This window comes from Burkholderia sp. SCN-KJ, from assembly GCF_024656005.1.
Classification (GTDB): Bacteria; Pseudomonadota; Gammaproteobacteria; order Burkholderiales; family Burkholderiaceae; genus Burkholderia.
Genome location: NZ_JANKOG010000119.1, coordinates 1 through 289 on the forward strand (window position 1 = coordinate 1; position 289 = coordinate 289).

1 protein-coding gene is annotated in these 289 nt (G+C 70.6%); it reads right to left on the reverse strand.

The features are described from left to right. The coding region (locus NQV17_RS37900) for a circularly permuted type 2 ATP-grasp protein (RefSeq protein ID WP_257776175.1) at positions 1-289 on the reverse strand (289 nt) is incomplete at both ends.

A 289-nucleotide genomic window follows, 5' to 3' on the forward strand; every position in this document is an offset into this window, starting at 1 on the left:
CAGCGAGCCTTCCTGCAGCGCGACGCGCGTGAGCCCGCCCGGCGTGATGCGGATCCGGTCCGACACCAGCACGAACGGCCGCAGGTCGACGTGGCGCGGCGCGAGGCCGGCTTCAGTCAGGATCGGCGTCGTGGACAACGCCAGCGTGGGTTGCGCGATGTAGTTCGCGGGACGCGCGCGCAGCTTCGCGGCGAACGCCTCGATCTCGGCCTTCGATGCGCACGGCCCGACCAGCATCCCGTAGCCGCCCGAGCCGTGCACTTCCTTCACGACCAGTTCGTCGAGATGC